Genomic DNA, 518 nt, shown 5'->3' on the forward strand with positions numbered 1-518 from the left:
CCGATCCGTCGGCGTTCATCACACCGGTCGAGAACCGGCCGCCACCCTGTTTGGTGAAGGCGATCAGATTGCCGGTCGGGCTCCACGACGTCGCCGTATAGATGCCGCCGCCGCGCGAGATCGGCCGCTGGCCCGATCCGTCCGCGCGCATCACATACAGCCGCGCCGAGCCCGAACGGTCCGAGGTGAAGACGATCTGGCTGCCGTCCGGGCTGAACGAGGGCGAGGTGTCGATGCCCGGATCGTTGGTCAGGCGCGTGATCTGACGGCTTCTCAGGTCCATCACATAGACGTCAGTGTTGCCGCCCCGGATGATGGAGAAGGCGATCTTGTTGCCGTCGTTCGAGAAGCGCGGCGCCAGCACCTGACCGTCGAACTCGCCCAGGCTCTCGCGCCGGCCGGTCGTCAGATTATACAGGTAGATGCGGCTGTAATCCTTGCCCAGCGCCACATAGGTGATCTCGTCCGGCTGCGACAGCGAGAAGCGCGGCGACATGATCACCTCGTCGCCCTGCGTC

General features: G+C 65.3%; 1 pseudogene. It reads right to left on the minus strand.

The features are described 5' to 3' along the window. Positions 1-496: pseudogene (locus tag CVH10_RS17125) on the minus strand (protein TolB); the annotation flags it as partial. Positions 497-518: the final 22 nt, after the last annotated feature.

The sequence above is a fragment of the Halomonas sp. ND22Bw genome, assembly GCF_003011945.1.
Lineage (GTDB): Bacteria > Pseudomonadota > Gammaproteobacteria > Pseudomonadales > Halomonadaceae > Halomonas > Halomonas halophila.